Origin of the sequence: Burkholderia sp. AU38729 (assembly GCF_020419725.1) — a bacterium.
GTDB lineage: Bacteria > Pseudomonadota > Gammaproteobacteria > Burkholderiales > Burkholderiaceae > Burkholderia.
Window position 1 is genome coordinate 286,380 of sequence record NZ_JAIZQO010000005.1, and the last position, 25,410, is coordinate 311,789.

Annotated in this window: 24 protein-coding genes; 7 read left to right on the forward strand and 17 right to left on the reverse strand. The window is 67.1% G+C overall.

Translation table 11 applies throughout. From position 1 onward, the window contains the following. Positions 1-372: 372 nt before the first annotated feature. Positions 373-828, reverse strand: a complete 456-nt coding sequence (locus tag LGM56_RS15850; RefSeq protein WP_089432202.1) for an Lrp/AsnC family transcriptional regulator — start codon at positions 826-828, stop codon at positions 373-375. A 117-nt stretch (positions 829-945) separates the two neighbouring features. Here LGM56_RS15850 and LGM56_RS15855 point away from each other — a divergent pair, with 117 nt between their 5' ends. Both LGM56_RS15855 and LGM56_RS15860 read left to right on the forward strand, forming a co-directional pair. Next, positions 946-1,491, forward strand: coding sequence for an RBBP9/YdeN family alpha/beta hydrolase (locus LGM56_RS15855; RefSeq protein WP_089497628.1), 546 nt, complete (start codon positions 946-948; stop codon positions 1,489-1,491). A 226-nt stretch (positions 1,492-1,717) separates the two neighbouring features. Next, positions 1,718-2,986 (forward strand): YbfB/YjiJ family MFS transporter, encoded by a 1,269-nt coding sequence (locus tag LGM56_RS15860; RefSeq protein WP_089497627.1) that lies wholly within the window; start codon positions 1,718-1,720, stop codon positions 2,984-2,986. Between the two features lie 20 nt (positions 2,987-3,006). On the opposite strand, the gene hpaC is transcribed toward LGM56_RS15860, so the two are convergent. Further along, positions 3,007-3,552, reverse strand: a complete 546-nt coding sequence (gene hpaC, locus LGM56_RS15865; protein WP_226205581.1) for a 4-hydroxyphenylacetate 3-monooxygenase, reductase component — start codon at positions 3,550-3,552, stop codon at positions 3,007-3,009. A gap of 352 nt (positions 3,553-3,904) precedes the next feature. Here hpaC and LGM56_RS15870 point away from each other — a divergent pair, with 352 nt between their 5' ends. Next, positions 3,905-4,537: a response regulator transcription factor gene (locus tag LGM56_RS15870; RefSeq protein WP_011356098.1), complete on the forward strand. Its 633-nt coding sequence runs from the start codon at positions 3,905-3,907 to the stop codon at positions 4,535-4,537. A gap of 52 nt (positions 4,538-4,589) precedes the next feature. Here LGM56_RS15870 and LGM56_RS15875 read toward each other — a convergent pair whose 3' ends face one another. The 5 genes from LGM56_RS15875 to LGM56_RS15895 form a co-directional block, all read right to left on the reverse strand. Then, a complete protein-coding gene (locus tag LGM56_RS15875) occupies positions 4,590-5,333 on the reverse strand; it encodes an SDR family NAD(P)-dependent oxidoreductase (RefSeq protein ID WP_226205583.1) in 744 nt (247 codons plus the stop codon). A gap of 59 nt (positions 5,334-5,392) precedes the next feature. Then, the gene (locus LGM56_RS15880) at positions 5,393-6,517 is read right to left on the reverse strand and encodes an amidase (protein ID WP_089497624.1); all 1,125 of its coding nucleotides are present in this window, start codon (positions 6,515-6,517) and stop codon (positions 5,393-5,395) included. A 38-nt stretch (positions 6,518-6,555) separates the two neighbouring features. Further along, entirely contained in the window at positions 6,556-7,074 is a 519-nt protein-coding gene (locus tag LGM56_RS15885; protein WP_226205585.1) for a nuclear transport factor 2 family protein, read from the reverse strand. 8 nt (positions 7,075-7,082) lie between these two features. Next, positions 7,083-7,460 carry a hypothetical protein gene (locus tag LGM56_RS15890; RefSeq protein WP_011356094.1) on the reverse strand — a complete coding sequence of 126 codons (378 nt, stop codon included), beginning with the start codon at positions 7,458-7,460 and terminating at the stop codon, positions 7,083-7,085. Between the two features lie 95 nt (positions 7,461-7,555). Further along, positions 7,556-8,749 carry an acyl-CoA dehydrogenase family protein gene (locus LGM56_RS15895; RefSeq protein ID WP_226205587.1) on the reverse strand — a complete coding sequence of 398 codons (1,194 nt, stop codon included), beginning with the start codon at positions 8,747-8,749 and terminating at the stop codon, positions 7,556-7,558. A gap of 144 nt (positions 8,750-8,893) precedes the next feature. On the opposite strand from LGM56_RS15895, the gene LGM56_RS15900 reads away from it, so the two are divergent. Next, a complete protein-coding gene (locus tag LGM56_RS15900; protein ID WP_226205590.1) occupies positions 8,894-10,477 on the forward strand; it encodes a sensor histidine kinase in 1,584 nt (527 codons plus the stop codon). A 59-nt stretch (positions 10,478-10,536) separates the two neighbouring features. On the opposite strand, the gene LGM56_RS15905 is transcribed toward LGM56_RS15900, so the two are convergent. Beyond that, complete coding sequence (locus LGM56_RS15905; RefSeq protein ID WP_226205592.1) at positions 10,537-10,923, reverse strand: tautomerase family protein; 387 nt, start codon at positions 10,921-10,923, stop codon at positions 10,537-10,539. Here LGM56_RS15905 and LGM56_RS15910 point away from each other — a divergent pair. Continuing rightward, positions 10,922-11,107: a hypothetical protein gene (locus LGM56_RS15910; protein ID WP_226205594.1), complete on the forward strand. Its 186-nt coding sequence runs from the start codon at positions 10,922-10,924 to the stop codon at positions 11,105-11,107. The two genes, LGM56_RS15905 and LGM56_RS15910, sit on opposite strands and share 2 nt — an antisense overlap. A 53-nt stretch (positions 11,108-11,160) precedes the next feature. Here LGM56_RS15910 and LGM56_RS15915 read toward each other — a convergent pair whose 3' ends face one another. Both LGM56_RS15915 and LGM56_RS15920 read right to left on the reverse strand, forming a co-directional pair. Further along, on the reverse strand, positions 11,161-11,664 hold the full coding sequence (locus LGM56_RS15915) for an aromatic-ring-hydroxylating dioxygenase subunit beta (protein WP_089497619.1): 504 nt from the start codon (positions 11,662-11,664) through the stop codon (positions 11,161-11,163). Next, positions 11,661-12,944: an aromatic ring-hydroxylating oxygenase subunit alpha gene (locus tag LGM56_RS15920; RefSeq protein ID WP_226205596.1), complete on the reverse strand. Its 1,284-nt coding sequence runs from the start codon at positions 12,942-12,944 to the stop codon at positions 11,661-11,663. The genes LGM56_RS15915 and LGM56_RS15920 overlap by 4 nt, the downstream gene beginning before the upstream one ends. A gap of 139 nt (positions 12,945-13,083) precedes the next feature. Here LGM56_RS15920 and LGM56_RS15925 point away from each other — a divergent pair, with 139 nt between their 5' ends. Beyond that, the gene (locus LGM56_RS15925; RefSeq protein WP_089474252.1) at positions 13,084-14,004 is read left to right on the forward strand and encodes a LysR family transcriptional regulator; all 921 of its coding nucleotides are present in this window, start codon (positions 13,084-13,086) and stop codon (positions 14,002-14,004) included. Positions 14,005-14,261: 257 nt separating this feature from the next. Here the strand turns inward: LGM56_RS15925 and LGM56_RS15930 are convergent, their stop codons facing one another. Continuing rightward, entirely contained in the window at positions 14,262-15,254 is a 993-nt protein-coding gene (locus LGM56_RS15930) for a PDR/VanB family oxidoreductase (RefSeq protein ID WP_226205598.1), read from the reverse strand. A 178-nt stretch (positions 15,255-15,432) separates the two neighbouring features. After that, entirely contained in the window at positions 15,433-16,827 is a 1,395-nt protein-coding gene (locus LGM56_RS15935; protein ID WP_226205600.1) for a spinster family MFS transporter, read from the reverse strand. 411 nt (positions 16,828-17,238) lie between these two features. Here LGM56_RS15935 and LGM56_RS15940 point away from each other — a divergent pair, with 411 nt between their 5' ends. Continuing rightward, positions 17,239-18,357 (forward strand): porin, encoded by a 1,119-nt coding sequence (locus LGM56_RS15940; RefSeq protein ID WP_226205602.1) that lies wholly within the window; start codon positions 17,239-17,241, stop codon positions 18,355-18,357. Positions 18,358-18,491: 134 nt separating this feature from the next. Here LGM56_RS15940 and LGM56_RS15945 read toward each other — a convergent pair whose 3' ends face one another. The 5 genes from LGM56_RS15945 to LGM56_RS15965 all read right to left on the reverse strand — a co-directional run bounded on the left by LGM56_RS15945 (position 18,492) and on the right by LGM56_RS15965 (position 25,287). Beyond that, on the reverse strand, positions 18,492-19,229 hold the full coding sequence (locus LGM56_RS15945; protein WP_226205604.1) for an OmpW/AlkL family protein: 738 nt from the start codon (positions 19,227-19,229) through the stop codon (positions 18,492-18,494). A 287-nt stretch (positions 19,230-19,516) separates the two neighbouring features. After that, positions 19,517-21,526: an acyl-CoA synthetase gene (locus LGM56_RS15950; protein WP_226205606.1), complete on the reverse strand. Its 2,010-nt coding sequence runs from the start codon at positions 21,524-21,526 to the stop codon at positions 19,517-19,519. After that, positions 21,523-22,479 carry a fumarylacetoacetate hydrolase family protein gene (locus LGM56_RS15955; RefSeq protein ID WP_089497612.1) on the reverse strand — a complete coding sequence of 319 codons (957 nt, stop codon included), beginning with the start codon at positions 22,477-22,479 and terminating at the stop codon, positions 21,523-21,525. Before LGM56_RS15955 ends, LGM56_RS15950 begins: the two co-directional genes overlap by 4 nt. 37 nt (positions 22,480-22,516) lie before the next feature. Beyond that, positions 22,517-23,587, reverse strand: a complete 1,071-nt coding sequence (locus LGM56_RS15960; protein ID WP_226205608.1) for a VOC family protein — start codon at positions 23,585-23,587, stop codon at positions 22,517-22,519. Then, a complete protein-coding gene (locus LGM56_RS15965) occupies positions 23,578-25,287 on the reverse strand; it encodes a bifunctional 3-(3-hydroxy-phenyl)propionate/3-hydroxycinnamic acid hydroxylase (RefSeq protein WP_413226780.1) in 1,710 nt (569 codons plus the stop codon). The genes LGM56_RS15960 and LGM56_RS15965 overlap by 10 nt, the downstream gene beginning before the upstream one ends. Positions 25,288-25,410: the final 123 nt, after the last annotated feature.

The following is a 25,410-nucleotide window of genomic DNA, read 5'->3' on the forward strand; positions in this document are numbered from 1 at the left end:
CTGTGGTGAACATGAGTGATTCAACATGAAAGCGCGGCTAAAAAGTTGCCACTCCTCATCACGCATTTCGTGAATGCGCGGCGAGTGGCGTTGATATTAGTCTGACGAATTTGCGAATGCAATGCGTTGCAAGGTTTTTAGCCGAAGCGTGCTAAACACGGGGGATTGGCGGGGCGCATGACGTAAAGCACGGATAAAGCGAATGGCGGATTCGATGTCATTTTTTCAATGACCGGAATTCCAGGCGTTGCATTGCATTCGGCGATTTTTCATCGGAAATTCGATCGTCGTGATCGATGGCGTTCGCGGCGACCATGCATGCGCGCGAACGCGTCGCCGGTCATCGGTAGCGCATCAGCGGCCCGATGCGCGTCAACCGAGCAGCGCCTTGCCGAGCGGCTTGGCCGGCTCGGATCGCAGCACCAGCGACGTCGTGACCGCGCCGAAGCGGGCGATCGCATCGATGATGGTTTCCAGTTGCCCCGGTGTCGGCACCAGGACCTTCAGCAAGAAGCAATCCTCGCCGGTCATCCGGTGGACCTCGATGACGTGCGGCATTTCCGCGAACGCGCGCAGCGCAGGCTTGATGTGTTCGTGCGTGGTCTTCAACCGGATGATGGCCATCATCCCCAGCCCCAGCGCGGCAGGGTCGATCCGCGCGCCGTAGCCCGCGATGATGCCGCGCTCTTCCAGCCGCTTGACGCGCTCCGACGTAGCCGGCTGCGACAGGCCGATGCGGCGGCCCACTTCCGACAGCGGCATCCGTGCATTGTCCTGAAGCGCCTCGAGGATCGACAGATCCAGGCGATCGAGCTCTCCGTTCGACATGGCCGCTTTCCCGCTCCGTTAATTCATCGGCATATTGTCTCAATATCCGATGATTTGCCATTCCCGGCCGGTTTCCGGCAAGCCAGACTCTGAGCTCACTCATTCATGGAGACGGAGATGGACCAGACGATCGTGATCGTGCCGGGGATCGGTAACTCGGGACCGGATCATTGGCAGAGCCACTGGGAGGCCGCGCTGCCGGGCGTGGTGCGCATCGCGCCTGCGTCATGGGATGCGCCCGACCTGCGCGACTGGATGGCGGCGCTCGATGAAGCCGTTGCGCAAGCCGCGACGCCGCCGGTGGTGATCTGTCATTCACTGGGGTGCCTGCTGTTCGCGCACTGGCGGGCGGCGTCGACGCGCGTCGTGCGCGCTGCGTGGCTCGTGGCGGTGCCCGATCCGGGCGGCCCGCGTTTTCCGGTTGCCGCCCGTGCGTTCGCGGATGTGCCGGCGGGCGATTTCGGCGGCTTGCCGGTGCTGGCGATCGCCAGTTCGGATGACGGGTACGACCCGGCCGGGCGCGGCATTGCATGGGCGCAAGCGCGCGGCGCGACGCCGTTGCTGCTCGGCCCGCGCGGCCATCTGAATACGGAAGCGGGATTGGCGGAATGGCCCGAGGGACGCGCGTTGTTCACGGCTTTCATGGCGGGATTGCGGGGGTAGCGCGGGCAAGCGGCCGACGTGCTCTCGCGATGGCTTGCGGCGGGCGATGCATGGACGAGCCGGCTGCCGCGGCCGGGCTCCTGTCGACAACGCATGCCGGCCCGCGACGGCTCAAGTATGATCGGTCGACAGAATCGGAAGCCTCGACAGTTGGGATTGCCCCGTGCGGAACACCGGTTCCGCCGTCACGACTGGCCGCGGCTTCGAACGACCAAGGAGACACGCGATGCGCGCAGCGCCGCAACCGGAGCAGGCCGGCCCGTCGCGGCCGGACACCGGCGCGACCAGCCCCTTCCCGGAACGTGACCCCGATCGCATCGCCGCGTGGCGGCTCGCGATCTGCCTGTCGTTCGGCAGCGCGATTGCGCTCGGCCTCGCGCGCTTTTCGTATGCGCTGCTGCTGCCGCCGATGAAGGCCGATCTCGGCTGGACGTTCGCGCAGGCCGGCGCGCTGAACACGGCGAACGCGGCCGGCTATCTGGTCGGAGCGCTCGCGTTTCCGTTGCTGTCGCGGCGCTGGAGAGCCGGCTCGCTGCTGGCGACCGGATGCGTGTTGACCGCGTTGCTGATGGCCGCGTGCGGGCTCACGTCCGGCATGCATGCGCTGCTCGTGCAGCGGCTCGCGACCGGCGTCGGCAGCGCGCTGATCTTCATCAGCGGCGGCGTGCTGGCCGCGCGGCTCGCATCGGCATCGCCACGCGATGCGGGCTTGCTGCTCGGGCTCTACTACGGCGGCACGGGATGGGGCGTCGTCGCATCGTCACTGCTCGTGCCGGCGACGCTCTCACACGGCGACCATGGCTGGCAGCCCGCGTGGTTCGCGCTCGCGTTCGCGTGCGTGCTGTTCTCGGCCGTGGCCGTGTCGGCCGCGCGTCGCATCGAGCGCATGCACGCGGCACCGACTGCGCCGCGCGGCGGTGCGGCGCTGGTCGCGACCGCGAGCCCCGCGCGCTTCGCGCTCGCGCTCGCCGGCTACGGCCTGTTCGGCGTCGGCTACATCGGCTACATGACGTTCATCGTCGCGCTGCTGCGCGGCGCGGGGATGAGCGGCACGGTGGTTGCCGCGTTCTACGTGATGCTCGGCGTCGCGACCGTCGTGTCGGCGCGGCTGTGGTCGGGGCTGCTCGACCGGATGCGCGGCGGCCAGGCGCTCGCCGTGCTCAACGCGCTGCTCGGCATCGCGACGCTGATGCCGGCGATGTTCGTGCATCCGGCGGCCGCGTTCGCGTCGGGCGTGCTGTTCGGCGCGACGTTCCTGTCGGCCGTCGCATCGACGACGGCTTTCGTACGCCACAACCTGCCGCCGGACGGCTGGGCGAAGGGGATCAGCGCGTTCACGACGGTCTTCGCGTTCGGGCAGATCGCCGGGCCGGTCGCGATCGGCTGGGTGTCGGATAGTGCCGGGCTCGCACGCGGGCTCGTGTATTCGGCGCTGACGCTGTTCGCGGGCGCCGCGCTCGCGGCCGGGCAGCGCGCGTTGCGGGCCGCCGCGTAATCACGCTCTAAACACGCCATTCACCGCACGCACGCCGTGCGCGACACGCGATGAAACGCACGGCTGAAGTAGATCAGGCTGTCGCCGTCGTCGCGCACGCGGATCGACGTCGCCTCGATGAACATCACCGAGTGCGAGCCGACTTCCTTCATGTCGGCGATCGTGCCCTGCAGGCTCGCGAGCGCGTCGCGCAGCACGGGCACGTCCTGCTCGCCGCGATCCCACACGGGCAGGTCGAAGCGTCGCGCCATCGGCAGGTCGGTGAGCCCTGCGAAATGCCGCGCGAGTTGCTCGTGTTCGGCCGGCAGCACGTTGATGCAGACGTGGCGGTTGCGTTCGAACGTCGCCCGCATCGCGCTCGACCGGTTGAGGCACACGAGCAGCGTCGGCGGCGTGTCGGTGACGGAGCACACGGCGCTCGCGGTGATCCCGCAGCGGCCGTGCGGCCCCGCGGTGGTGATCACGTTGACGGCCGCGCCGAGGTGGGCCATCGCTTGCCGGAAGGCCTTCTGCGCGTCGGTCGGCTCGATGCGTGCCGGTCGCTGGATATCGGTCGTGGAAGACATGGGCGCTCCTGGTTGGACGAAAGCGGCGATCGCTTGGCGCTACCGGTGCAGCGCCGGATCACCGACGATGACCCAAGCGTACGACGCGAAAATGCCGGCGACCATTCGCACGATTGACGATGGAGATGGCGTTCTCGCCAACGCGTCTAAAGGTTCTACCTAGATGCGCGGCGCACCGCGCGAAAAAAAGCGCGATTGCACGTTCATACGGCGCGTGAAAGGGTTTTCAGCGGGTTTTCGGCTCGTTATGATGTGCCGCACACCCCCAGCGAACGACGCGCGCGACGCGCCGGAACCGGCCCCGTATGCGGCGCGTGCGATACCGATACCGATATTCAGTGAGACACCCGCGATGACGTCACCCGCACCGATCGTATACATCGTCGACGACGACAACGGCATGCGGACGTCGCTCGCGTGGCTGCTCGAATCGGTCGGCATCGCGTCCGAAGGATTCGCGAACGCCACCGATTTTCTCGCGCGCTTCGACGTGAACCTCCCTGCGTGCCTGGTGCTCGACGTGCGGATGCCGGAGAAAAGCGGCTTCGATGTGCAGGCGGAACTGAACGCGCGCGGCGCGACGCTGCCGGTGATCTTCGTCAGCGGGCACGGCGATATCCCGATGTCCGTGCGCGCGCTGCAGAACGGCGCGATCGATTTCGTCGAGAAACCGTATAACTCGCAGCAGATGCTCGAGCGCGTGCAACGCGCGCTGCGGCTCGCGCAGCAGCGGCATGCGGTGAGCCAGCGTCACCGCGAGCTGCGCCAGCGGCTCGATGCGCTGACCGCGCGCGAGAAGGAAGTGCTGCGCGGCGTGGTGGACGGCAAGGGCAGCAAGCAGATCGCGTCGGACCTGTCGATCAGCGTGAAGACCGTCGACGTGCATCGCGCGAGCATCAAGGAGAAGCTCGGCGCGACGTCGATCGCCGCGCTCGTGCGCGATGTGATGGTCGTGTGGGGCGACGACGGGGAAGCGTCGCGATAGGGCCTTGCCGGGGTTCGGCGAAGCGCTGCACGCAGCGCTCGACGCGCGACGCTCAGCGCATGTACAACCCGCCGTTGATGTCCCAGCACGCGCCGTTCGCGAAATGCGCGTCGCCCGACGCGAGCAGCACGGCGGCGTCCGCCACGAACCCGGCCGAGCCGAGCTTGCCGCCCGGCAGGCTCGCGAGCACCTGGCGCAGCTTCTCTGGCGCGACGCTTTCATAGACGATCGGCAAATCGAGCGGGCCGGGCGAGATCGCGTTGACGGTCACGCCCTGCGCGGCGAGATCGCGCGCGAACACCTTGGTCAGCGTCAGCGTGCCGCCCTTCGCGGCCGCGTAGTGCGCGCCGGTCGCCGAACCGCCGTTCTGCCCGGCGAGCGACGCGATGTTGACGATACGGCCCGCGCCGCGCGTCGTGAAGTACTGGCCGAACACCTGGCAGCCGAACAGCACGCTGCGCAGGTTTACATCGATCACCTGGTCGAACTGCTCGGCCGTGATCTCCATCGCGGGCACGACCTTCGAGGCGCCCGCGTTGTTCACGAGCACGTCGATCGTGCCCCAGCGCGCGACGAGCGCATCGCGCGCGGCTTCGAAATCGCGTTTCGACGTGACGTCGAGCGGCAGCGCGATCGCGCGTTCGCCGCTCGGGTCGAGTTCGCGTGCGTGCGCCTGGATGGCGTCGGCGGCGATATCGGCCAGCGCGACGCGGTAGCCGGCCGCATGAAAACGCTCGGCGATGACGGCGCCCAGCCCGCGTGCGGCGCCGGTGACGAGGACGACTCGGTCTGACATGGTGTGTGATTCCGTGGTTCGCGAGCGCGCATCGGTCGATGTCGCGCCCGCATCGTGGTTCATGCGGCGAGTGCCGTTTCGAAGTGTGCCGCAATCGCGCAAACGTGTTCGTCCGCACCCTTGCGCCCGACGATCTGCAGGCCGGCCTTCAGCGGCGAACCGGCGAGCGGCAGCGGCAGGCTGAGTGCCGGATGGCCGCTCAGGTTGAACGGCCGGATCAGCGACGACATCGCGATCACCGATACGCCATCGCGCGCCTGCTGCAGCGTGATCGGCAGCGCGGGCAGCGTCGGCAGCACGAGCACGTCCGCGTGTTCGAGCGCGGCGTCGACCTGTGCGATGAAGCGTGCACGTACGGCTTCGGCCTCTTGCAATGCCGCGGGCGTGGTCGTTGCGGCCGCACGCAATCGGGCATCGAGATCGGCGCCAAGCTTGCCGGTTTCGACGAGATGGCCGAACGCACGCGACGTTTCCGCGTTGATCACGGTGAGCCCGGCGACGAACGACGCCGCCATGTCGTCGAGCACGGCCGCGTGCGCGTGCAGGCCCGACGCGCGTATGGCCGCGTCGAGCGCGGCGGCGATGGCCGGGTCGGCGTCGACCGTGATGTGCGCGACCGTGCAGCCTGCCACGGAGGCCGCGGCTTGCGCACGATCGAAGCCGGGCGCGATCGCGGCCATCACCGCAACCAGCGTGCGGATGTCGCGCGCGAACGGCCCGACGCAATCGAGCGTGGTGTCGGCAGGCGCGACGCCGCGCCGCGACACGCGGCCGAACGTCGGCTTCAGCCCGGCCACGCCGCAGCAGGCAGCCGGCCCGCGGATCGAGCCGCCCGTGTCGGTGCCGAGCGCTGCATCGACCATGCCGAGCCCGACGAGCGAAGCGGAACCGCTCGACGAGCCGCCCGGAATGCGCGTCGCGTCCTGCGGATTGACGGGCGTGCCCGTGTAGTCGTTGATGCCGGTCATGCCGAATGCGAGCTCGTGCATGTTCGCCTTGCCGGCAATTTGCCAGCCCGCGTCGAGCAGCAGGCGGACGACGTCCGCGTGTTGCGTGGCCGGCGGTGCGTCGGCGAGCGCACGGCTCGCCGCGCGGGTCGGATAGCCTGCGATGTCGATCGTGTCCTTGATCGCGATCGTGGGGCCGGGGCCGCCGAGCGTGAAGGTGTCGATGAAGCCTGTCATGGTCGGTATCGTGAGCAAGCGGTGGAAAGGAGCAGCAATCAGGGCCGTGGCGCGGCGAGCGGCCAGGGGCCGTCGAGCACGCGTTCGGTGCGGAAATGGCGGATCAGCCACGCAGAACCGTTAGCGGCCGGCGCGAAATCGACGGTCAGCCGCGCGGCGATCAACTCGGCCGCGCCGTCCGCGTAGCGCGACGCCTGCAGCATGATCCAGCGGCCGCGCGCGCGCGTGTTGCCGGCGTCGACCTCGATCGACTCCGACGTCAGGCAGTGCAGGTTCGCCGAGAAGTGCGGATCGGGCGGCAGATAGCGGCCCAGCATCGCGACGATCGCGGCGGTGCCTTCGAGGCGGCCGAACTTTTGCGCATACTGCGGGCCGATGCCTTCCCACACGGCGTCGGGCGTGAACAGCCCGGCGAGCGACGGGCCGTCGCCGGCATCCTCGGGCACGTCGCACAGCGCCATGTAGCGCGTGATCGTCGCGCGCACCGCGCGCTCGGCGTCGAGCGCCGCCAGGCGCTGTGCGAGCGCATCGATCAGGCCGGGAGTCAGGTCGGTCATCGCGCGCCTCACGCCGCGGGCTTCGCGGCCGGCGGCACCGTCAGCGCACGGCCGACGCGCGCCTCGATCTTGCCGTAGCGCCACAGGTTGTATTCGCCGACCGGCGTCGTGCGATACAGGTTGCATACGGCGACCGTCGTGTCGAAGTCGGCGACGTCGGCCATGATGTAGAAGGTCCACGGCGCGCCGTCGGCCTGGCCGACCACGAGGCGGTCGTCATCCATCACGCCGAGCACACGCACGCCGGGCATCGCTTCGACGGCAGCGAGCATCGCGCCGTACGCCTGCCATACTTCGCCGATTTTCTCGCGCGGCAGGTCGAAGAAGTTTTGCGACACGCCGCAGCAGAACAGGACGCGCAGCGGCAGCGGATTCGAATCGGACATATCAGGTTCTCCAGAGGAATCGGTGGGGCGCATGAACCGGCCGGCGACGGCGCTTCGGCTTCATGCGCGTTCAAAAGCAATTCGGTCGATGCAGGTTACAGATAGCCCGGGAACGGCGTGACGCCGGTGAACACCGCGCCGGCGCCGTCGAAGTTGCCTTCGCCGAGAAACGCGTGCTGCGTGACGACCATCGCGTCGCGCAGCAGCCGCTGCAGCGGGTGCGTGCGATAGATCGCCGCCGTGCCGCCGAGCCGGTACGCGCGTTCGACGACGCTCGCGCCTTCGCGTGCGATCTGCGTGGCCGCGAGCCGCAGCAGGCTGACCTGGTCGGGCGTCACCGGGTTGCCGGCGAGGATCGATTGCCACACGCCGTCGGTCGCGTCGTAGAAGAACGCGCGCGCCGAGCGCAGTTGCGCTTCGGCCTTCGCGAGTTCGATGCGGTAGTACGCACGATCGGCGAGGCGCGGTGCGCCGGTCGTCGTCTGCCGGCCGCCCGACATGCGGTTCACGACGTCGAGCGCCGCGCGTGCGAGGCCGAGGTTCACGACGGCGAGCACCTGCGCCGCATACGCGACGGTCGGATAGCGGTACAGCGGCTCGTCGACGGTCGGCTCGCCGCCGCGCACGAAGGTCCACGCTTCAGGCACGAAGCGGTCGTCCACGCGCAGGTCGTGGCTGCCGGTGCCCTGCATGCCGACCACGCTCCAGTTCTCGACGATCTCGACGTCGGCTGCGCGGAACACGGCCGTGCGCGGCTTGTTCGGCGCGGCGTCCTGTGCGCCCGGCACGGCGATGCCGACACCGAGCCAGTCGGCTCCCTTGCAGCCGCTCGCGAACTTCCACGTGCCGTTCACGCGCCAGCCGCCCGGCGCGGGCTGGGCCGGCTGCACCGGGAACAACCCGCCCGCGAACACCTGGTCGGGGCCGCTCGCATACAGCTCGGCCTGGGTATCGAGCGGCAGCGCGGCGAGATACACGTTCGCGGAGCCGAAGCTCGCGACCCATGCGGCCGAGCCGTCGGCGGTCGCGATCCGCTCGATCATGTCGAGGAACGCGGTCGGCGCGAGCGCATCGCCGCCGAACCGGCGCGGCGTGCCCGCGCGATAGATGCCGGCCTGCTTGAACAGCGCGATCACGTCGCGCGGCACGTGCGACAGGCGGTCGAATTCTTCGCGGCGCGCGGCGACGGTCTCGATCACGGCGTCGAGCGGCGACAGCCGGGCGGCCGGTTCGCTGGCCGCGTGGGGAGCGCCCGGTGCGGTGTCGAGGGCAAGGGCGGCGTGGGGCATGGCTGTCTCCTGGGGCGGCTGGGGGTTCGAATGCGGGGTGGTCACGACGATGCAACCAGTCTAGAAACGCCGAAAACACGCAGCAATTGGTGCGTTGGGCCGTGCGACTGGTGACGTTCCGTGCCGCACTAAAGAAATCTTCAGATGCGGGCGGCGCGCGCCGGTGCTATGTTGGGTTTCCGGTCGCACGATGCCGCGCGACCTCATCCGAAGCCGATCATGAGTTTCCCCGACGAAGACGATTTCCACCGGCTGCTCGACGCGCTGACGACCTGCGTGCTGCTGCACGACGCGCACACCAAGGCGATCGTGTGGGCGAACCGCGCCGCGTGCATCGCGCTCGGTTTTTCCGTCGAGGAGCTGCTGCCGCTGAAGGCGCCGGACATGACGCGTCCCGAGCCGAAATACCAGCGCGAGATCGCCGTGAGCGCGTGGGATCGCGCGCTCGTCGACGGGCCGCAGGTGTACGAGTGGTGCTATCGGTCGCGCACGGGCGTCGACATGCTGTCCGAGGCGACCGCCACCTACGTGCCGCTGCGCGGGCGCGACGTCGTGATGGTGCAGTTCCGCGACATCAGCGCGGAAGAGGCGGTGCGCCAGCAGTTGCGCCGCTACGAGGCGCGGCTGCGCGAATTCATGCAGGACCTCGACGAAGGCATCGCGGTCGTCACGCCGCACGGCGGCGTGCAGTTCATCAGCGAGTCGGGCCGCCGCGTGCTCGGGCTCGCACCCGACGAAGCGCTCGGCGAGGTGCTCGACTACTGCTCCGAGGCCGACCGCGACCGGCTGGTCGCGCAGCTGCGCGATGCGCCGTCCGCGTATCCGTCCGCGCCGCAGCGCTACCGGATCGTGCGGCGCGACGGCTCGTCGTGCTGGCTGCGCATCCTGTGCCGGCAGGTCGAGATCGAGGACGATCTCGTCGGGCTGCTCGTGCAGTTCCGCGACGTGAGCGACGAAGTCGCGATCGAGGATGCCCGCCGCGCGGAAGCGCGCATGCTCGAACACGCGGGCCGTTACAACGCGATGGGCGAAATGGCGAGCGTGATCGCGCACGAGCTGAGCCAGCCGCTCGCGGCCGTGCGCAATTTCATCGAAGGCGCGGTGCAGCGGCTGAACGCGCGCGGCGCGATCGACGACGCGATCTGGGGGCTGCGCAGCGCGGACCGGCAGGCCGAGCATGCGGCGCTGATCATCAAGAGCGTGCGCGAGTTCATCGTGAAGCGCGAGCCGGTCGTCGCGCTCGCCGACCTGCGCGACATCCTCGCGGACGTCGCGTATTTCATCGAGCTGCGCGCGAAGGAGGCCGGCGTGACGGTCACGATCGTGCAGGCCGACGCGCCGCTGCCGATCCGCTGCGAGCGCGTGCTGATCGGGCAGGTGATCCTGAATCTCGCGTTCAACGCGATCGAGGCGTTCGCCGGTTGCGAGCGTGTGCCGCGCACGTTGACGCTCGGCACGGCGAGCGTCGGCGGGCATGCAGTGCTGCGCGCGATCGACAACGGCCCGGGTGTCGCGGCGGACGCTCACGACCGGCTGTTCGACGGCTTCTCGTCGTCGAAGGCCGGGGGGAACGGAATCGGGCTGTCGCTGTGCAAGAGCATCGTGACGCGCCACGGTGGCCGGATCGCTGCCAGCCCGGCCGATGGCGGCGGGCTCGATTGCCGCGTGACGCTGCCGCTCGCCGGGACGAAGGCTCGGGCGGACGCATCGTCGCCGGGGAATGCTTGATGCCGCGGCCGCCCGGCGGCCGCGGTGCATGAGCGGGCAGGCACGCGCGCAGCGCATGATCAGCGCCCGAGCGCCCGTGCGGTTTGCCCGCCGATGCCGAAATCGGTGTTCGGGATGTCCTTGATCATCACGCGGGTGGCCTGCAGCGGCGCATCGAGCACGCTGGCGCTCGTCTCCGACAGCGCGGCGATTAGCGCGCGCTTCTGTTCGTCGGTGCGGCCGGCGATCAGGATCGCGACGATCACGGGCAGCGACGGCGGCGCGCCGTCGGCGGCAATGCGGCCGCCGAGGCCGATGTGCGTCGCGGGCAATTCGGTCAGCAGCACGCGCACCGAATCGATCGGTGCGCCGATCGAATCGACGGTCGCACCGGTCAGCCGTGCGATCAGTTCGGCCTTGCGGGCGTCGTCATGGCCGGCCGGCAGGAAAACTTCGAGTGTGGGCATGGTCGTCGGGAAAGGTGAAGGTGACCGGCTCACCGTTGCGTTGGCGAAGGCGAACCGGTGGCCGCTTGAAGGTGAAGGTGACCGGCTCACCGTTGCGTTGGCGACGGCGAACCGTTGGCCGCTTGAAGGTGAAGGTGGCCGGCTCACCGTTGCGTTGGCGATGGGCGAACCGGTCGCCGCTTGAAGGTGAAGGTGACCGGCTCACCGTTGCACCGTCGATGGCGAACCGGCGGCCGTTTACAGCAGGAAGCCGATCGCGCTGAGCGCTTCGGTCGAATCGATCAGGCGCACGACCTTCTCGGCGATCCGCATCTCGCCTTCCGCATCGACGTGAAGCTTGTGGGTGACATCGGCCGCGAACAGCGTCGCGACGCCGCGCTTGTACGCGACGACGACCTGCGCCGATTTCAGCTCGACGGTGCCGGCGCTGCCGCTTTCCAGCGTGAAGCGCGACACGGTCCGCACCGTGCGCGCCGCGTCGGTCGCCGACGCCGAATAGCCGGACACCATCCGCTGCACGCGCTTCTCGCGCATGTCGTGGTCGTCGAACACGTAGTTCAGCGTCGCGGCGAAGTCGGTCGTGTCGGGATCGATCGGCACCACGTAGTGGCCGGCCGGCTGCCATAGGTCGAGCCACGCGCGATAGTCGCGGCGGTCGAGCATCTCGGCTTCGCGCCACACGAATTCGACCGCGCGGGCGAAGGTCTGCTCGGAAAAGAGGGCGTTGCGGTCGTCCATCATTGTTGCTCCATCATCTTGCGCCATTGCTGGTAGGCCTCGCGCATGCCGGTCTCGTCGGTTGCATGCGCGGTCTTTTCGCCGTTCGCGGCAGTCGTCTCGCGGTTCAGCCCGCGATTCACGAGGATCGGCACGTCGGGGCCCGCATGCGCGCCGCGTTGTACACGCTCCCACGCTTCCGCGTCGTCGGGGCTGCCGAAACCGAACGGGCCCTGGAAGTGTTCGTGAATGCGCAGCCGCTCGCGATTCGCTTCGTCGGGGCCGCCGTCCATCGCGAGCGCGACGTGGCGGATCTCGGTTTCGTTCGCGGAGATCGGCCGCAGCACGCGGAAGAACGCCATCGACAGCGCGAGGTTCGGGAACAGATTCAGGTTGAAGCCGACGCCCATCAGCGAGCGCACGATGCGGCGCACTTCCTCCGGCGTGTGGCGTTCGGCGAGCTTGGCCGCGAGCGGCGCGAAGCGCTCGGGCAGCGGCGCGCCGTCGTCTTCGTCGAGATCGATCAGCTCGGGCATCAGCACCGCGAGGCTGTGACCGTTGCCGAGCCCGCGGCAGAACGCGTCCTCGCTCGTCATGAAGCTCGTGATCGCGGCGGCCGTCTCGTCGTCGATCGACTTCATCCACGACTTGTGCACGACCGGGAAGTGATAGAGGTCGGTCGTGTTCTCGAGCTGGATCTTCCAGTTGCCCTTGAACTTGAACTTGTGCTCGCCGTTCGCCTTGATCGGGTAGCCGGCGCCCTGTTTCATGAACAGGTCGATCCACAGCTTCGCGCCGCCGAGGAAATCCTCGAGCGGTTCGATCGCATCGTTGAAGCTCGCGAAGATCAGCCCCTGGTACACGCCGACGCGCAGCTTCACGAGCGGCAGGTCGCCTTTCTCGCACACGCCTTCGTAGCCGTCGCCGTACGGCAGCGCTCGCAGCGTGCCGTCGAGCGCGTACGACCAGCTGTGATACGGGCACGTGAAGCCCTTCGCGTTGCCCTTGTGCGATTCGCACACGGTCGCGCCGCGATGGCGGCAGCGGTTCTGCAGCACGTTGATCTCGCCGGTCTTGTCGCGCACGACGATCACCGGCTGGCGGCCGATCGTCGTCGTGATGAAGTCGCCCGGGTTCGGCAGCTCGCTTTCGTGGGCGACCCAGATCCAGGTGCGGTAGAAGATGCGGTCGAGCTCGGCTTCGAACAGCGCGGGGTCGTGATACATCGCGGGCGCGATGCGGTCGGGTTGCGCGAGGCCATGCAACGCGCTGGTGTCGATCGTCTGGTAGGAAATGTCGCTCATCGTCGTGTGGGGGAAAGAGTCGCGAAATCGGGGCGCGTCGTGCGCGGTGTCGAGTACCCAGTCTCGTCTCCCACTGCATATCCGTCAAATTGATCTAAAATTGGCCGATCAATAAATACGGCAAATAATGGAGGCGGTCATGACATCGGTCGATCATCTCGATCTGAACCTGTTGCGTGTGTTCCAGGCGATCGTCGAGGAGCGTAGCCTGACGAAGGCCGGCGAGCGGCTCGCGCTGTCGCAGCCGGCCGTCAGCTATTCGCTCGGCCGGCTGCGCACGCTGTTCGACGATCCGCTGTTCGTGCGCACGCGCGCGGGCATGCAGCCGACCCCGGTCGCGCTCGAACTCGCGGGCATCGTCGGCAAGGCGCTCGACATGGTGCGCGTGGCGCTGCGCTACGCGGAGCGCTTCGATCCGGCCACCAGCACGCGCACGTTCCGGCTGTCGTTGTCGGATGCGGGCGAGATGGCGTACCTGCCGGCGATCTGCCAGGCGCTGCGCGAGCGCGCGCCGCGCGTGACGCTGAGCGTGCAGCCGCTGCCGGTGGAGGAGATCGAGGAAGCGCTGCGCGCGAGCCGGCTGGATTTCGCGATCGGCAACCTGCCGGAGCTGATGCCGCGCACGCGTCACCAGACGCTGTTCGAGGAAACCTACGTGTGCATGACGGGCCGCCGGCGCGGGGTGCCGAGCGGCGCCGCGCTGAGCCTCGAGCAATTCGTGCGCGCCGCGCACATCAATGTGAAATCGGTCGAGCACAGCCACCATGCGCTCGACGATGCGTTGCGCGCGCAAGGCGTGGGCCGCAACATCGCGCTCGAAGTGCCGCACTTCGTCGCGCTGCCGAGCGTGCTGTCGGTCACCGATCTGTATGCGACGCTGCCGAAGCGGCTCGCGCAGATCCTGAACCGCGACAATGCGTTCCGCCTGTACGAGCTGCCCGTCACGCTGCCGCCCGCGCCGGTGACGATGCACTGGCACGAGCATTTTCATGAAGACGAGGGCAATGCGTGGATGCGCACGTTGCTGGCCGAGCTTGTCGAGCGGTTCGATGACGTGTGATCGATGAGGACGCCAGCAACGCACGGTTGCACGCGTTGCTTGCCGAGCGGGTCGGATCGCGCGACGACGCGTGACACGTGAGGACGAGGGCAGCGCGTGGATGCTCACACTGCTGGTCGAGCTCGTCGAGCGTGTCGGTGACGTTTGATCCACGAGAGCGCGGGCAGCGCATTGGATGCGCGTGTGACTGGGCGAATGCGTCGAGCAGTTCGAGCGCGCGCGACGTCCTTGACGGACGTCGCCCCGGACCTCGCGCGTCAAAGATCGAGCACGAGCACCGCGGAGCGCGCACGCGACACGCAGCAGCAGATCACCGCATTGCTCGCGCGCTCGGCCTTGCTGAGGCAATGGTCGCGATGATCGGGCTCGCCGTCGATCACGGGCACCATGCAGGTGCCGCACACGCCTTCGCCGCATGACGTGTCGACTTCGATGCCGATGCGTGCGAGTGCGTCGACGATCGACGTGTCGGCCGTGACGCGTACCGATTGCCCACTGCGCTGCAGGCGCACTTCGAAACCGTCGGCGGCCGGGCCGGCGCCGGCATCGGCATTGCTCGCATCGGCGGCGGCCGGTTCCGCCGCGAAGCGTTCGAGATGGATCGAATCTTCCGGCAAGCGCGTCGCGGCCGCCGCGACGACCGCATCCATGAACGGCCCCGGGCCGCATGTATAAACGTGTGCATGCGCGTCGACCGATTCGACGCAGCGGTTCAGCTCGACCGCGAGCGCTGTGGGCTCGACGCCGTAGTGGAACGTCACGTGCGACGCGAACGGCTCGGCCGACAGCTCCGCGACGAAGGCCGCATGCTCGCGGCTGCGTGCGAAGTAGTGCAACCGGTAGCGCGCGCCGCGCCGGTGCAGCGCATACGCCATCGACAGCAGCGGCGTGATGCCGATGCCGGCCGCGATCAGCACGTGCTCGCTCGCGTCATCCGTCAGACGAAACAGGTTGCGCGGCGCGCCGATCGACAGCTCGGCGCCGACTTGCACATCGTCGTGCAGCGAACGCGAGCCGCCGCGCGACTGCGCTTCCTTCTTCACCGCGAACAGGTAGCTGCCGCGCTCGTCGGGGTTGCCGCACAGCGAGTACTGCCGCGTGATACCGGACGGTGCGGTCACATCGATATGGGCGCCTGGTTCGTACGCGTCGAACGGCTGGCCGTCGACGCGCGACACCCGGAAACAGCGGATGTCCTGCGCCGCGTCGATCAGCGCGTCGATCCGGACTTGGTGGCGGTTCGCTTGCATGGGTCAATCCGTGGGGTAGAGGGCGCGCGGCGCGGCAGACACCGCGCCGTCATGCGATCGAGAATAGGGATGGGCATCGCATAAATCAAATCGATTAAAAAGCGGTACCTGAATCAGTGGGATGGATGATGAGCGGGCGGCGCGATTGCGCCTGATTGCGCCCGATCTCGCCCGGTGTTCAGCGCGCGGCGATCGCGTTGCCCGTCTCGGCCGTGTGCGGCGCGGCGGCGGACGCCAGGCTGCGTTCGCGATCGAGGCTGCGGCGATAGTGCCGGCACCCGGCGGCGAGCAGCAGCGCGGCCAGCGTGGCCGCCGCGACGTTGACGATCGACATCGAATGACCGACCGCCGCCGGCGCGCCGAACACGCGGTCGGTGAACAGCGCGACGACGGTCGTGCCGATCCCGAGCGCGATCAGGTTCGACACGAGCAGGAACAGCGCGGAGATCTGCGCGCGCATCTGGTTCGGCGCGAGCGTCTGCATCGCGGCGGTGGACGTCGGCATCGGGAACGACGCGAAGAACATCGCGACCACGAGCATCGCGAGCGACGCGGGCAGCGAGTCGAGCTGCGTGAACAGCGTCGCGGGGATCACCATGCACGCGGCGCCGATCGCGCCGGCGCGCATCGGCGCATCCTCGCGGCCGCGCCGCAGCAGCCAGTCGTTGAGCCAGCCGCCGCAGAACACGCCGGCCGTGTTCGCGACCAGAAGCACGATGCCGAGCGTGTAGCCGGCTTCGACGGCCGTCATCCCGAAGCGGCGGATATAGAACGCGGGCGTCCAGCTCAGCAGGCAGTACAGCGTCATCGCGTAGAACGAGAAGCCGAGGTAGTGGCACGAAAAGGTCGCGCGATGTGTGCGGACGAAGCGCAGCGAATCGCGCATCGATACGCGCCGCACCGCGCCCGAGCGATCCTGCGCGAGCCCCTTGCGCTGCGGGTCGCGCACGGTCGCGGCGAACAGGAGCGCCACGAGGATCCCCGGCAGCCCGACGATCAGGAACGTGAACTGCCACGCATGCACCTGCCCGACCACCGGCAGCGTGAACGCGCTCGCATGCTTGAGCAGCGCGATCACGTAGCCGCCGATCAGGAACGCGACGCCGCCGCCGATGAACGAGCCGAGCGAATACACGGCGATCGCGCGCCCGAGCTTCTCCTTCGGGAAGTAGTCGGCGAGCATCGAGTACGCGCCGGGCGACAGCGCGGCTTCGCCGACACCCACGCCCATCCGTGCGATGAACATCTGCACGAAGTGCTGGCTGAGCCCGCACGCGGCGGTCGCGACGCTCCACAGCGCGATGCCGAGCGAGATGATCCGCGGGCGCGCGTAACGATCGGCGAGATAGGCGACGGGCAGCCCCATCACCGCATAGAACAGCGAGAACGCGAAGCCGTTCAGCAGGCTGAACTGCGTGTCGGACAGGTGCAGGTCGCGCTTGATCGGCTCGATCATCAGCACGAGGACCTGGCGGTCGACGAACGAGAAGACGTACGCGAGCATGCAGATGACGACGACATACCATTCGTACGTATAGCGCTTGCCGGCAGCGCGGGCCGTGGATGCGGACATGCGGATTCTCCAGGAGCGGGCGGTGGAAACGCGCGGCAGCGGCCTGGCGGGCCGTGCGCTGTCGCGGCGCGAAGGCGTGCGGGGGGCACGTATCGGAGACGCAGCGTAGTCGGCCAAATTCAGCCGCCATAGCCGGAGTGACAGCCGCGCCACACGGGCATTTACCGACCCGGATAAAGAAAACACCAGGGTCCCGCGCACCGGCCGCCGCGCAGCGCGCGTGCGGCGGGGCGCACGTGCCTCATGCGGCGCATCTATAAGCGTTATAGAGCGCATTGCGTCGACGTCCGAAATTGTCGTTCCTAGACTCGGCCCGTTTTTGATCGGCAGCGTTGGCCCTTCGCGGCGAACGCGCTTCATACCACGCGGCGCGGCGCCGAACTGCGCCGCAGACTCTACGGGACGACGACGATGAACCAACCGAACGGGCGGGCCGACCGGCTTGCCGTACCGCTTGCCGCGCTGCTTGCCTGCGTGGCGTTGCCCGCCTTCGCACAATCGAGCGTGACGCTCTACGGCCGCGTCGACACCGCGATCGAATACGCGAACGCCGGGCCGAACCACGTGACGCGCATGGGCAGCGGCAACCTGTTCGCGTCGCAGTGGGGGCTGAAGGGCGTCGAGGATCTCGGCGGCGGCTACGCGACGATCTTCAAGCTGGAGGATGGCTTCAACGCGGCAAGCGGCGCACTGTCGAACAGCAGCGCACTGTTCGGCCGCGAGGCGTGGGTCGGCATCACGGGGCCGTTCGGCGGCGTGCAGTTCGGCGAGCTTTACACGATCCTGCACACGACGCTCGTCACGTACAGCCTGCCGGGCCTCGGCGCGGGACTCGCGTGGGGCAATGCGACGAACAACTTCGTCGGGCCCGCGTTCCTGCGCGTGCGCAACTCGATGCGCTACACGTCGCCGCGCTATGCGGGCTTCATGCTGCGCGCGATGGCCGCGCGCGGCACCAACGGCGCGGCCGGGCAGCCGGCGACACTCGGCGATACGTACGGCGCGGGGCTCAACTACGTGCGCGGCGGCCTGTCGGTCGACGTCGACTATATGCAGCAGAAGTTCAGCCCGGTGGCGGCGTCCGCGCTTGGCGGCACGAGCCCGGCCGCGAACGGCAACTACACGCTCGGCGCGATTTCGTACGACTTCAGCGTCGTGAAGGTGGCCGCGCTGTACATGCGCCATCGCGGCGGCCCCGACGTCGCGACCGCGATCGACAGCCAGAGCGCGTATCCGCACAGCGACATCATGGAGTTGAGCGCGACGGTGCCGATCGGGCGTGCGTCGCTGTTGCTGAGCGTGGGCCACTACCGCAAGGTCGCGGACAGCGACGGCAACGCCGATTCGTACGGCATCCGCTTCGACTATCCGCTGTCGAAGCGCACGGTGCTGTACACGGGCGCCGCGATGGTGCGCAACGGCGCGCATGCACGCTTCGTCGTGAACGGCGCGGCGGGTGGGGGTGTCGCGGTCGCGAAGCCGGGCGCGACCGCGAGTTCGATCGTCGCGGGCATCCTCACGTCGTTCTGATGCATCGATCCTGTTTCACGGGGGCGGGCGCTTTTTCCGCGCCATGCGGCGCCTGCTGCTTGCCCGTTGGCCGGGGACAATGAACGGGCGAACGACCCGGAAGCGACGCTCCGGTCGATGCTTGTCCGCGAGCACTAGAATGTGTAAGCGATATCGAGGTGGGTAACGATCGGATTCACCCTGATGCGCATTTTTGTCACGATATCGACGCCGCTGGGGGACGCGGCATTCGTCGTCAATGTGGTCGACAACGGGATGTAGGACAGGGACGCATTGATCGACCAATGCTTGGCGAGCGCATAGTTCGCACCGAGCTCGAACGTCGGATTCCACGAAGCGCTGAGCGACGCGCGAGTCGTACAGCCGGGCCCGCATGTCGCGTCGAGGAACGCCTGATTGACGATGCGCGTTTTCGAGTACCACGTGTAGTTGACGCCCAGTCCGACAAATGGTCTGAATCTGGCATCCGCCGCACGGAAGTGATATCTGACTTCGAGAACGGGCGCCATCGGTTTCGTTTTGCCGATCACCCCGAACGCGGCCAGCGAGTTGCTGCCGACCAGGTCGGTCGTAAACGGCGTGCCGGCCAGAAACGCGATGCCGATATTGTCCGTCACGAAGTATTCCGCCATCAAGCTCGCGGCGTCCGAGGTATCAGCATGAGCGCCAGTCCCGGCCTGCTGCTGATTCACCGGTGCACCGGCAACGCTTTCGACGACGATGGGATCCGCGTTTCCCTGCGGCATGACATGCAGCCAGCCGATCCCCAGTTGCATGCTGCCGCTCGACTGCGCGTTTGCGGGGGCGGCAAATGCCGCGGCACAGACAAGCGCCGCCACGCCAACCGTTCTCAACGTCTTCCTGTCTTCCATTTCGTCTCCTTCCATTGGTGGATCAAACTGCGTCGCGCCACGGCCTTATTGAGGTTTCGAGGTCGGCGGTCTATGGTTTTGTCGGAAATTCAAGCGTGCCGGTCGATACTCTTTCGCCGTGTGATCATCTTTTTTAAGTTCGAACTACTAAGTTAATGATCGAAAAAAAATGGGTATCAACGACGATCCGCTTCGATGTCATGGCCGCCAAGGGCGACACCGCCGACATCAAGGGTCGGGCAATGTCGCGCTCCGGTCGGCCGTTGCAAGCGTGCGCCACGTCGCCGTTATCGGTTCCGCTCGTGGTCGGCCGGTCCGTCGTCCGCGTGTACATCGACCGGCGACCGCACCGTTGCATCGATAGTGAATGCGAAGGGGAAGCGTCCCAGCACCGCAACTGCCTGCGCTTCGAGTGCCGGGTCCGCAAGCGCGATATGCGCTGACACACCACGCGACGCATCGCTTTCGACGGTGACGCGGGCGTTGGCCATGCCGGCCTCGTTGAGTGCGGAGCGAAGCGCGTCGGCCGTTTCACGTCGCTTCAATTCAGGCTTGAAGATCTTCCCGACGGCCGTCAATGGCATCGTGTCCACGATCCGGATCTGCCTCGGCAGTGCCGCGCGCTCGCCGATTTCTCCGCGTACGAATTCCGCGAGATCATCCTCGGTGGCATGTGCGCCCGCCTTGAGCTGTACGTAGGCCACCGGCAATTCGCCGGCATGCGCGTCCGGTCGCCCGATTGCAGCCGCGATCTGAACCGCCGGATGGCGATGTAGCGGCTCCTCGATCGTTGCCGGATCGATATTGTGGCCACCTCGGATAATCAGGTCCTTTTTGCGGCCCGTGAGCCGGAAATAGCCGTCCTCATCGGCACAACCCAGATCGCCGGTGTTGAGCCAGCGGCGTCCATCACTCAAGTCAAGCCAGAGTTCCCTGTTCTGTTCCGGTTGCAGGTAGCCGGCAAAGACGTTCGGTCCCGCGATGACGAGCAGGCCCACTTCGTTTGCGACGCAGTCGCGGACAAACCGGCCATCGTCATCGACGACGATCGCCTTCATCGCCTGGCCCGGGACACGCAGTCCGATCGATCCGAGGCGGCGCTCGCCGAGCGGCGGGTTGATGCTGCTGACGCACGCGCCCTCGGTCAGGCCATAACCTTCCAGAATTCGGATCCCGGTGCGTTCCTGGAACGTCCGGAACACTTCGATCGGCATCGGAGCCGCACCGCACAGGCCATATTCGAGCGAATCGATGTTTCTGCCGGCGATCGGGACGTCGAGCAGTGACGCATAGAGCGTCGGAACGCCGCTGAAGAAGTTGATGCGATGGTGTTCGACCAATTCCCAGAAGCGCTTGACGACACCTTCCCCGCGATAGCCTTGCGGTGTGCCCAGCACGACATGGGCGCCGCGCGAGAAGGGCACGAGCCCGGTCGCCAGCACGGCATTGACGTGAAACAGCGGCAGTCCGCAGAAGACCGTCTTGCCGGGCCCCATGCCGGCACCGAAAAATTGGCCGACGCTCCAGGCATTGGCGACTTCGTTGCCATGGCGGCGCATCGCGATCTTGGGCAAGCCGGTCGTACCGCCGGTACAGAAATACGATGAATGGTCCTCGGGATGGAAATGCCGGCCGCTGTCGAGCGCCGCCCCCGATTCCCGCGCGACCGATCGACCGAAATCGTGGATCCCGATTCGTTCGGGCACCGCGCCACGCACACCGCCGGAGCCGTACAACCTCGCACATTCCCGGCGCTGCAGCAGGTAGGCGACAAACCGCTTCGGTGCCCGCACGCGATCGGCGAGATTGACGAGTACCAGATGCCGGAGCGTGTCGACCCGATCGAGCACCGGCTGGACTTTTGACCACAGGTCGGTGCCGGGAAATGGCGCCAGCGTCACGAGCACTTCCACCCTTGCCGCGTTCAGCAGGTCTGCGATCGCGGCTGACTCGAGCAGCGGATTGATCGCACAGACCACCCCCGCCGCCTCGCCGCCCCAGATCACAAAATGCGTTTCGGGCAGGTTCGGCAGGATATAAGCGATCACCGTGTCCCGTTGCACGCCGAGGCGGGTGAAGAGATTCGCAGTGCGCGTGATGTCGCGGACCAGTTCGCGATAAGTCCAGCGCGCGACGTTGCGATGATCGTCGGCGCGCAGGAAAAACGACAGGGCAGGCGCGGACGGATCGAGTGCCGCGCCGCGGCAGATCATCTCGTACGTGCTGGCCGGCAAATCCGCCGGCGGACCGCTCGCCTCGATTGCGATAACGTCCGTCTGATTGGCAATCCCGTTCATGCGACCTCTTCCACGATACGATTGCGTTGCACGCCGAGATCGATGAGTCCGTCCGCGCTGGCGATGTGCGCTTCGACGATGTCACCGGGCTGCAGATACTGGCTTCTGCCGGCCTGAATTTTCATGAACATGCGCCATTTGGCGGCCTCGGGAAGCAGCCCGGCGATACGTTGCTTCACCGGCGACGGAACGCTCAACGCGCAGCCGGATGGCGTGCCGGTCGCGATCAGGTCGCCGACATGCAGGTCGTGAACGCCTGACAGCTCGGCCAGTGTTTCGGCCGGTCCATAGACGAGATTGGCCGTCGAATCCTTCTGCCGGACCTGTCCATTGACGGTCAGCGTCAGATCCAGTCCGCGCAGCTTCGGGATGTCGTGCGCCTCCAGCATGCACAGGTAAGGGCCGACCGGTCCGAACGTCCGGTAGCTCTTGCCCTTGTAGAACTGCATCTGCGGAATCTGTACGTCGCGCGCCGAGTAATCGTTCACGATGACGACACCTGCGAGGTACTCGTGCAGATTCGCGAGCGTGATCCGCTGGCGAGCCGTGACATCCCGCTTCATGACCAGCCCCAATTCGATCTCGTAATCGAGAAAGCGCACGCCGCGCGGCCGCACGACGTGCGAATCGGCTGGCGCGATGCAGCTCGTCGCCTTCGCGAAGATCATGTTGAATGTCTTCGCGTCGGGGTCCATGCCGGATTCGATCATGTGCTGCCGGTAGTTCGCGCCCTGACACACGAATTGCTGATTGCGCGTGACGGGGGAGAGCCACTCGACGTTCGATTCCGGGATCGTCGGCCCGGAAAGCGTAAGCAACGTCTCGATCGGGTTCGCGCGAACGAAGTCGGCGGTCGTCGCGAATTCGCCTGGAATCGGCGTGATCGCACCATGGCGAATGACGCCCCATTGGGCGCGGCCTTGATGCTTGTAGTGCAGGACATGCAATGACATGAGTGTGCCTCGAATGGCTGGACGAATGGGCGCCGCGTCACGCAAACAGCCTGGCGAGCGCTTTCAGCTTGCCTACCGTCACGTCGGGGCTGCGCCGGAGACTGCGGACGAGCGCGGTCACGCTGGCGAGCGTGAATTTGGGTTGGGTGAAACTGCGCGGCATCGTCGGCCCCCACTGCGACATCGCTTCACGACTGACTGCATGCACACCCAGGGGCACCTCGGACGTGAACAGATCGCCGTCGCAGTAATGCTCGTGCTTGTCGCCCCACGGGTCTTGCCAATAGTCGAAGATCTGACTGCCGAGAATATGCCGCCCGATGCCCCATGCATGCCTCCATCCGTGGTCACGCAATACGCGCTGGCCCATGCCGACCGCATCGGCGTCCACGACTTCGTAAGCGCTATGGCTGTAGAGCGGTGCGAAACCCTGGGCCAGCGCGAGTGTGTGATGGTCCGTGGGGGTCGAGCCGAGATCGAGCCGCATGAACGTCACCGCGGGTGAACCGTCGGGAAGGAGTTGCACGTCGCTCGGGATGAACCCGAAATGCTGCGTGTACCACGCGCAGGTTTTCTGGAAATCCGCGAGTTCCAGCACCACGTGCCCGAGCTTGATGACTTCCGGCGGCCCCGACGGCGGGCGCTGCGTTTCGTTGATACGGGCGGCGGCCTGCGCCGTGTTGAACGGCAGGGGCGCCCGGTGCGGCAACGCGCCGGACAATGCCTGCCCGAACACGGCATCGACTCGGAAGCCGGACGGATCGACAAGCCGCACGCGTTGGCCGCCGCCCGGCGCATCGGCCCCCTCGATGTCCGATGCACCGGGCACGCGTGCCAGCGCATGCAGGTCTTCGATGCGATTCACACGCAAGCCGAAGCCGACGAAGCGGTCTCTGGACGCCTGCCGGACAACGTAACAGAATGGCGCCGGGTCCGTGCCGCGCAGGAACAACCGCTCGCTGTCACGCGAAACGGTACGTAGTCCGAAGTCGTTCAGGAATCGCTCGGCCTTGACGAGGTCCGTGCGATCGAAGATCAGGTACGCCAGGCCGGATGCTTTGGTCGTAGGGCGCGGATGACGTGCCGGTTGCGGTGTGGTCAGTTGCATGACGAAGGCCTCAGACGAGATTGAGCGGGTTCGGCTGCGGGTGGCATTGCACCGATTGGCGTGCCGAGTAAAGCCAGCGATTCCGCGATCAGACGATTCGCTTCACTCGCCGGCCCGTCGTGAACGATCACCCGGTCGGGACGCACAACGGCGGCCCAGCCGAACGGTGCGACGCGCGGCAGGAAGGCGCCCTCGAGATCCTCCCAACCGCCGTTCGGGCCAAGATGCAGCCGCTGCCCGCGATGCGCGATCTGGATAACCGTTCCGCCCGAGGCGGCAAATGCCGCGGCCGTCCGGGCATCGAGCGCCGCGCCTGCGTCGCGACCGAATCCGATCAAGGTGAGGCCCGTGCCGAGCACGTCGTCGCTCAGGCAGGCGCGGCCGTCGGCGCTGCGAACCCAGCCCTGCGGCACGACCGCGCCACGCACGAGACCGGATCGCGTGCGGCCTGCGACGAAGAGCCCGCGCCGGCAGATATTCCTGGGCTTGATCTCCAGTTCTTCGAAATAGGCGCGCCACTTCGGCACGAGCCGCGTTGCGCGCATCAGGCCGTGGGTGACAAGTGCGACGGCGGCGTTGCGCGGCATCACCAGCCTCCCCATGAGCCGTGCAAAGCGAATCATCGCCTTCACATGCGGCCGACGTTCCTGATCGTAAGTGGCGAGAATCCGCGGCGCTGCGTGCCCGTGAACGACGGCCGCGAGCTTCCAGCACACATTGGCGACGTCGCGCAGCCCGGCAACGAGTCCCTGCCCGACGAAGGGGGGCGTGATATGGGCTGCGTCGCCCGCGAGGAACACGCGTCCCTGGCTGAACGCCTTGACCGTCCGCGCGTGAAAGCGGTAGACCGCCTTGCGCTCGACCACCATGTTGTCGACATTGCCCCACGGCGCGAGCAACGCGCGGATGCGTGCGTCGGACTCCATCTCCTCACGCGTCTCGCCGGGCCGCAGCATGAATTCCCAGCGCTCGCGCGCGCCGGGTGCCGTCATGTGCGGCGTTGGCCGCCGGTGATCGCAAATGAATTCGATGTGGTCGATCGGGCGTGGCACGTGACGGGCGTCCACGATGAGCCAGTCTTCGACGAAAGTCTTGCCCTTGAATTCCTGACCGATCAATTGACGGACGAGCGAGCTCGCGCCGTCGGCGCCGATCAGGTAGCGCGCCTGGACATCATGAGTACGCCCCGGCCCGAGATCCAGCGTTGCAGTAATGGACTCCGGTCCCGATTCGATGCCGCGCAATGCGACGCCGAGCGCCACCCGCGCGCAGTCGTATTGCCGCAACCGGTGGCGCAGGCATCGCTCGAGGTCCGGTTGATAAAACGTCACCAGCTTCGGATGTCCATCGATGCTGCCCAGCGTATTGGCGTGACCAAACTCTCCAAGCAGCGGCGAACGCATCTTCACGCAGGGGATCGCCACGGTTTCCAGGTCGTGCTCGGTCACGCCGACGAGCTGAAGAATGCGCAGCGCCTCGTTGTCGAGCGCGATGGCCCGGGGCGCCATGTAGATGTCGGTCGCCTTGTCGACGACAAGCACATTCACGCCATCGCGCGCGAGCAGGTTGGCTGCGGCGGCACCCACCGGACCGAAGCCGACGATCAGCACGTCGACGCTCGAAGGCAAGCCTTCGGCGGCTTCCGGGCTGGGATGGTGCTCACCGTCGGGCTGGGCGCCCATCTGCGCATTTGTCTCCATAAGCACTCCATTGATCGATTCGTCCGGCTCGGTTCGGCCGATAAGTGACATTCAACTCATAACTGATGATTTTGTCAATTATGATGCTTGAACGTATACTCGGATTCCTCTGTCCGACCGACA

Bases quoted from the DNA above. Each gene is read 5' to 3' on its own strand.
- LGM56_RS15905 (WP_226205592.1), bottom strand. From the start codon at position 10,923: ATGCCCACACTCGAAGTTTTCCTGCCGGCCGGCCATGACGACGCCCGC.
- LGM56_RS15875 (WP_226205583.1), bottom strand. From the start codon at position 5,333: ATGTCAGACCGAGTCGTCCTCGTCACCGGCGCCGCACGCGGGCTGGGC.
- LGM56_RS15940 (WP_226205602.1), top strand. From the start codon at position 17,239: ATGAACCAACCGAACGGGCGGGCCGACCGGCTTGCCGTACCGCTTGCC.
- LGM56_RS15855 (WP_089497628.1), top strand. From the start codon at position 946: ATGGACCAGACGATCGTGATCGTGCCGGGGATCGGTAACTCGGGACCG.
- LGM56_RS15920 (WP_226205596.1), bottom strand. From the start codon at position 12,944: ATGAGCGACATTTCCTACCAGACGATCGACACCAGCGCGTTGCATGGC.
- LGM56_RS15900 (WP_226205590.1), top strand. From the start codon at position 8,894: ATGCGGGCGGCGCGCGCCGGTGCTATGTTGGGTTTCCGGTCGCACGAT.
- LGM56_RS15850 (WP_089432202.1), bottom strand. From the start codon at position 828: ATGTCGAACGGAGAGCTCGATCGCCTGGATCTGTCGATCCTCGAGGCG.
- LGM56_RS15885 (WP_226205585.1), bottom strand. From the start codon at position 7,074: ATGACCGACCTGACTCCCGGCCTGATCGATGCGCTCGCACAGCGCCTG.
- LGM56_RS15925 (WP_089474252.1), top strand. From the start codon at position 13,084: ATGACATCGGTCGATCATCTCGATCTGAACCTGTTGCGTGTGTTCCAG.
- LGM56_RS15945 (WP_226205604.1), bottom strand. From the start codon at position 19,229: ATGGAAGACAGGAAGACGTTGAGAACGGTTGGCGTGGCGGCGCTTGTC.
- LGM56_RS15935 (WP_226205600.1), bottom strand. From the start codon at position 16,827: ATGTCCGCATCCACGGCCCGCGCTGCCGGCAAGCGCTATACGTACGAA.
- LGM56_RS15950 (WP_226205606.1), bottom strand. From the start codon at position 21,526: ATGAACGGGATTGCCAATCAGACGGACGTTATCGCAATCGAGGCGAGC.
- LGM56_RS15930 (WP_226205598.1), bottom strand. From the start codon at position 15,254: ATGCAAGCGAACCGCCACCAAGTCCGGATCGACGCGCTGATCGACGCG.
- LGM56_RS15860 (WP_089497627.1), top strand. From the start codon at position 1,718: ATGCGCGCAGCGCCGCAACCGGAGCAGGCCGGCCCGTCGCGGCCGGAC.
- LGM56_RS15870 (WP_011356098.1), top strand. From the start codon at position 3,905: ATGACGTCACCCGCACCGATCGTATACATCGTCGACGACGACAACGGC.
- LGM56_RS15910 (WP_226205594.1), top strand. From the start codon at position 10,922: ATGGTCGTCGGGAAAGGTGAAGGTGACCGGCTCACCGTTGCGTTGGCG.
- LGM56_RS15960 (WP_226205608.1), bottom strand. From the start codon at position 23,587: ATGCAACTGACCACACCGCAACCGGCACGTCATCCGCGCCCTACGACC.
- LGM56_RS15965 (WP_413226780.1), bottom strand. From the start codon at position 25,287: ATGGAGACAAATGCGCAGATGGGCGCCCAGCCCGACGGTGAGCACCAT.
- hpaC (WP_226205581.1), bottom strand. From the start codon at position 3,552: ATGTCTTCCACGACCGATATCCAGCGACCGGCACGCATCGAGCCGACC.
- LGM56_RS15880 (WP_089497624.1), bottom strand. From the start codon at position 6,517: ATGACAGGCTTCATCGACACCTTCACGCTCGGCGGCCCCGGCCCCACG.
- LGM56_RS15955 (WP_089497612.1), bottom strand. From the start codon at position 22,479: ATGTCATTGCATGTCCTGCACTACAAGCATCAAGGCCGCGCCCAATGG.
- LGM56_RS15890 (WP_011356094.1), bottom strand. From the start codon at position 7,460: ATGTCCGATTCGAATCCGCTGCCGCTGCGCGTCCTGTTCTGCTGCGGC.
- LGM56_RS15915 (WP_089497619.1), bottom strand. From the start codon at position 11,664: ATGATGGACGACCGCAACGCCCTCTTTTCCGAGCAGACCTTCGCCCGC.
- LGM56_RS15895 (WP_226205587.1), bottom strand. From the start codon at position 8,749: ATGCCCCACGCCGCCCTTGCCCTCGACACCGCACCGGGCGCTCCCCAC.